The following is a 5053-nucleotide window of genomic DNA, read 5'->3' as shown; positions in this document are numbered from 1 at the left end:
GAAACGCCGAACCAAATCCTGCGACTGAAAACCCTTGAACAAAAGAAGCGATAAACCAAAACATTAACGCATTAATGACTAGCACCCAAAGACCCAAGCTTAACAATGTTACTGGTAAAGTTAAAAAAATCAATATCGGTCGAATAACGGCATTGACCAACCCTAAAAGCAATGCGGCAATTAAAGCAATATAAATTGACCCTACTGTTACTCCAGGCACAATGTAGGCAACCAGCAATAAAACTAAAGCACTAATTATCCAACGTAAAAGTAAAATCATATCTATTCAAGCCAACGATTTTTCTGAACTAGCGGCTGACTAGACCACCATGTCCCCAAACCATAGTAGCGTCCGGCTCTCAAATGGCGCAGTACTATTAAAGCTAGGGCGTAAACAATATGATCATCAATGACTGGGTTGTTGCTAGGAGGCAAAACGGCTAACCACATTAACAGCAATAAGATTGTTCCTGCTGTGGCCGCAATTTTTATGCCGGCACCTAAAATTAACGAAACGCCTAAGCACAGTAACCCAATCATAAATAACCAATCCACCCATCCCTGCCCGGCTAAACCATTAAAAACTTGAGCTAACGGCCCTTTTGGGGAATTACTTAAAAAGCCGGCTGTGGGCGAGCCGCCATTAAGCCAAGCCCGTTCGGCAGGCGTTGCAAAACCCAAACCAAACATTTTATCTAAAAACGCCCAAAGAAATATCCATCCCAGTGAAATTCTTAAAAGAGCAACCGAAATATTTTTAGCTACATCAGTCATATTTATAAATTAATTTTTAAGGCTTTAAATACATACTTAAATCATTATAGCACGATTAAGATTTAAAATAATTCACAGCGTTTTGGAAGATTGGCAAGCCGTGGGGAGTTTCAATTTCTTGTCCCCGCCAATTATAGTGTTGCGTCTTTTGCACAAATCGTTCCGGATGCGGCATTAACCCAAGAATTTTTCCGCTTTGGTCGCACACCCCGGCAATATCTTCTACTGAACCGTTCGGATTGCCTGTGTACTTAAAAACTATCTGATTATTTTCTTTCAGACGTTCCAAGACGTCGTTGTCTTTAATAATAAATTTACCTTCACCGTGCGCGATTGGATATTCAATTTGTCGCCCCGCTAAATTAACTGTAAAAACGCATTTTGAATCCTGAATAACCAAACCTTCCCATTGCGACATAAATTTAGCGTTATCATTGATAATTAAACTCGCATCCTCTGCTGGCTTTCCGCCGAATGGCAAAAGCCCGGTTCTAACTAACACTTGAAAACCATTGCACACTCCCAAAACCAGCTTATCGGCTTGAGTAAATTGCTTTATCTCCTTACCAAGTTTATACAACAACTGATTAGCCAATAACTTCCCGGCCATCACGTCATCGCCATAGGTAAAACCGCCGGGCAGCGCCAAAATTTGATAACCCTTCAATTTCTTATCACCGGCAAAAAGTTCGTTAATATGAATAATTTCAGATTCTGCTCCGGCCAAATTAAAGGCAAAATTCATCTCTTCTTCGCAGTTACTTCCATCAGTTTTTAAAACAATAACCTTCGGCTTCATATTAAAAATATCTCTTCATCGTTGCTTGATATGCTTTTTTCATTTCATCTATTCCTGAATTGATAACTTCTTTTCCGCCAAAAGAAATGGTTAAACTTTTAGAATCATTGACCTGACCCAACTTAAATAAAGGCAAATCTTTAAACAAGGCCGTAAGTTTATCCTCGTTCTTTGGCGCCACTTCAATCACAAACCGAGTATTAGATTCTGAAAACAAAATTTTGTCGGCTCGGTCTAATTCTGAAATGTTATCAATTGTGACCGCCGCGCCCTTGTTGCCGCCAAAACACATCTCGGCCAAAGCCACAGCCAATCCCCCCTCGCTTAAATCATGCGCGCTTTGAATAATATCTTGGGTAATTGCACTATGCATTTTTTCAAAAATTACTCTTGCTTGTTGTATATCAACATGCGGCACGCTGGCACCAAGTTCAGTATGTAAGTCGTAATACACCGAACCACCCAGTTCTGCCTTCGTTTCGCCTACAATAAAAAGCCAATTGCCAGCTTGCTTTAACCCGGCAGAAATAGTTTTAGAAATATCTTCAAGCGGGGCAAATCCAGAAACGCAAAGCGTCGGTGGAATTTTTATCACCGTACCATCAGGCCCGCGGTATGTACTGGATAAACTGTCTTTGCCGCTGACTATCGGCATCTGCCAAGTAGTGGTAATGTCGTAACAAGCATCAACCGCCCGGTCAAGTTTGCCAAGTTCTTCGGCGTCCGGAAATGGCCAAATGAAATTATCCAGTAATGCTATATTTTTAGGGTCTACGCCCGAAGCCACTAAATTTCTCACACACTCATCAAACGCTGAAGCTGCGCCCCAGTAAGGATTAATTTTATTGTAAATTGGATTCATGCCATGGGCGGTAGCCAAACCTTGGCCTGATCCAAGCACTGGCTCAATAATAGCGGCGTCATTGGGCGCATCTTTATTCGTGCCAGAATAAGGCTTCAAAACGCTTGTGCCTTGCACTTCATGGTCATACAGCCTCACAATCGGTTCTTTGGAGCAAACATTCCAATGGCATAAAATTTGTTTCAACGTTTCATTATAATCTTTAGGTTCAAGCAGTTCCGGTTCAACTAATTTTGGCTCGTGCCACTCGCCGCTCATCACGCGCTGGGGCAAGCCACCATGCAAAAATTCCATTTCCAGCTTTCCGACTATTTCACCATTATAGTTAAGCGTTAATTTTTTATCATCAGTAAATTCACCAATTTCGGTGGCTTCAACATTAAAATCCTTAAATACTTTTTTGATTTGAGCCACATCTTTAGCATCCACTGCCATTACCATTCGCTCTTGTGATTCTGATAACCAAATCTCCCACGGCGCTAAGCCATGGTACTTAAGCGGAATTTTATCTAAATCCACTCGCGCGCCGGTATCTTCGCCCATCTCGCCAATGCCACTGCTAAATCCGCCAGCCCCAAGGTCAGTGATCGCCCGTATTAACCCTTTATCGCGCGCGGCTAAAATCGCGTCAAACATGCGCTTCTCCTCAATCGCATTACCAATTTGCACGGCAGATGAACTTATCGATTCAGTTTCGGCCGTCATTTCCCCGGAAGAAAAAGTCGCACCATGAATGCCGTCACGGCCGGTTTTCCCGCCAACGGTAATAATTTTATCGCCCGGCTTAGCCCTTCCTTTCCGGGCAAATTTTTCAGGCATTATTCCAAAAGCCCCGACAATCACGGAGGGCTTGGCCACAAAATCAGGATGAAAATGTAATGATCCGTTGTTGGTCGGAATACCCATGCGATTGCCGTAATCTTTTACACCGCGCACCACTTCCGAACCTAGCCGCTGCGGATGAATGCACCCAACGGGAACGTCAGCTTGATCTGTATCAAACGGTGCGAAACAAAAAATATCTGTGCTGATTATTGTCTTTGCGCCTTGCCCGGTGCCAACCACGTCGCGAAACACTCCACCAGACCCGGTCATCGCTCCGCCATACGGCTCAATCGCTGACGGTGAATTGTGCGTTTCCACCTTACCGCAAACTGCCAGGCCGTTAAAAAATTTAATCACCCCTGAATTATCCTCAAAGACCGAAATCACATTAGGCGAATTAATTTCTTGAGTTGCTTTTTTTATGCGAGTCATTAAAGGTTCTTTTTCTCGGCCATTAATCACTAGCTTGGCTTTAAATGTCTTATGCCCGCAATGCTCAGACCAAGTTTGGGCTAACATTTCTAGTTCCACGTCGGTCGGATCTCTATCCAGTTTCCGAAAATACTCTTGGATAACTTTCATCTCCTCTAAATTCAACCATAAACGATTATCACTCAAGGCGATAAGCTCTGAATCATTCATACTTCGCAAAGTAATTATTTCAGTTGGTTTTGGCTCACTATCAATCAACAACGTTTCTTCTGGCTTATCTAGCACCCGCTGAATTATTTTATTCATCAATAGCTTTTCGGTAATCAAACTTAAATCCGCATGCGAAATATTGCCCTGGAATAAAAACCGCTTGCCGGTACCCGCCATAGATAAACCTTTAATCCCTAAATCAGCTACAGCCCTCATAACCGATTCAATTTCAGTATCCATAATGCCTGGCTTTAAGGCAATCTCAACTGTTTTATAATTTTCTTCGTCGCGAACCACACGTTGATCCAAGGCAGCGTCTTGCCAAATTGGTTCGTGTAGTAATCGATCCTTAATGTCGTGTAATTTTTCATCCGCGTCTAGCCCTTCCAATTTGTACACTTTTACCACCCGCACCACCTCAAGACCGGTAATACCAAAATGGGCGGCCGCCTGCTTCAGCGCCTCGCCCTCTGCGTCTAAAAAATTTGATTTGGTTGCAACTTCAACTCGATGCACCATAACTATTCAAATAAAACGTCTTTATTACCTTCCGCCACGCTACCGATTCTATAAGTTTTCATTTTATGTTTTGTAAATACTTCATTAATAGTATTTTCATTTTCAGAATCGCAAGCTATAACAATTCCAATGCCCTTATTAAATGTCTTATACATTTCAACATCCTCAATCTCACCTGCATTTTGAATCAGCTTAAAAATCGGTAAAATTTCCCAGCTGTTAAGCTTTATTTTAGCTTGGCAACTTTGTGGCAAAATCCTAATAATATTATTTTTAAATCCGCCGCCGGTTAAATGCGCGATGCCATGAATTATTCTTTGAGGAAATAATTCCTTGAGCGGTTTTAAATAGTTTGTGTGTGGCGCTAATAGCACATCGCCAAGCACTCCGCCAATTTCAGAAATTTCGTCTGTTACTTTATAACCTTGAACATCAAACAATGCTTTACGTGCGAGCGAAAAACCGTTGGTGTGCAAGCCGTTTGATTCAACTCCAATTAATACGTCCCCGGGGATAACCGAATCTCCTGTAATCACATTATCTAAATCCACTACTCCGCGTACAGTGCCGACTAAATCCAACTCACCTTCGCGATATACACCTGGTAACTCAGCCGTTTCGCCAAAATGTAA

4 protein-coding genes and 1 pseudogene (1 of these 5 cut by a window edge) are annotated in these 5053 nt (G+C 42.3%); all 5 read right to left on the bottom strand.

What is annotated here, in order from left to right:
* Nucleotides 1-280, bottom strand: a pseudogene (locus COT81_04060) (hypothetical protein); it reaches 59 nt to the left of the window's first position.
* Between the two features lie 2 nt (nt 281-282).
* On the bottom strand, nt 283-774 hold the full coding sequence (locus tag COT81_04055) for a hypothetical protein (protein PIS04880.1): 492 nt from the start codon (nt 772-774) through the stop codon (nt 283-285).
* 55 nt (nt 775-829) lie between these two features.
* Nucleotides 830-1573 (bottom strand): phosphoribosylformylglycinamidine synthase I, encoded by a 744-nt coding sequence (purQ, locus tag COT81_04050; GenBank protein PIS04879.1) that lies wholly within the window; start codon nt 1571-1573, stop codon nt 830-832.
* Nucleotide 1574: 1 nt separating this feature from the next.
* Nucleotides 1575-4421, bottom strand: coding sequence for a phosphoribosylformylglycinamidine synthase subunit PurL (purL, locus tag COT81_04045; protein ID PIS04878.1), 2847 nt, complete (start codon nt 4419-4421; stop codon nt 1575-1577).
* Nucleotides 4422-4423: 2 nt separating this feature from the next.
* Nucleotides 4424-5053 (bottom strand): phosphoribosylformylglycinamidine cyclo-ligase (locus COT81_04040; GenBank protein ID PIS04877.1); only part of this gene is annotated, 630 nt, incomplete at its 5' end.

It is taken from the genome of Candidatus Buchananbacteria bacterium CG10_big_fil_rev_8_21_14_0_10_42_9 (assembly GCA_002773845.1).
Taxonomy (GTDB): Bacteria; Patescibacteriota; Patescibacteriia; order Buchananbacterales; family 21-14-0-10-42-9; genus 21-14-0-10-42-9.
This window is presented reverse-complemented; position numbering and strand designations above follow the sequence as displayed.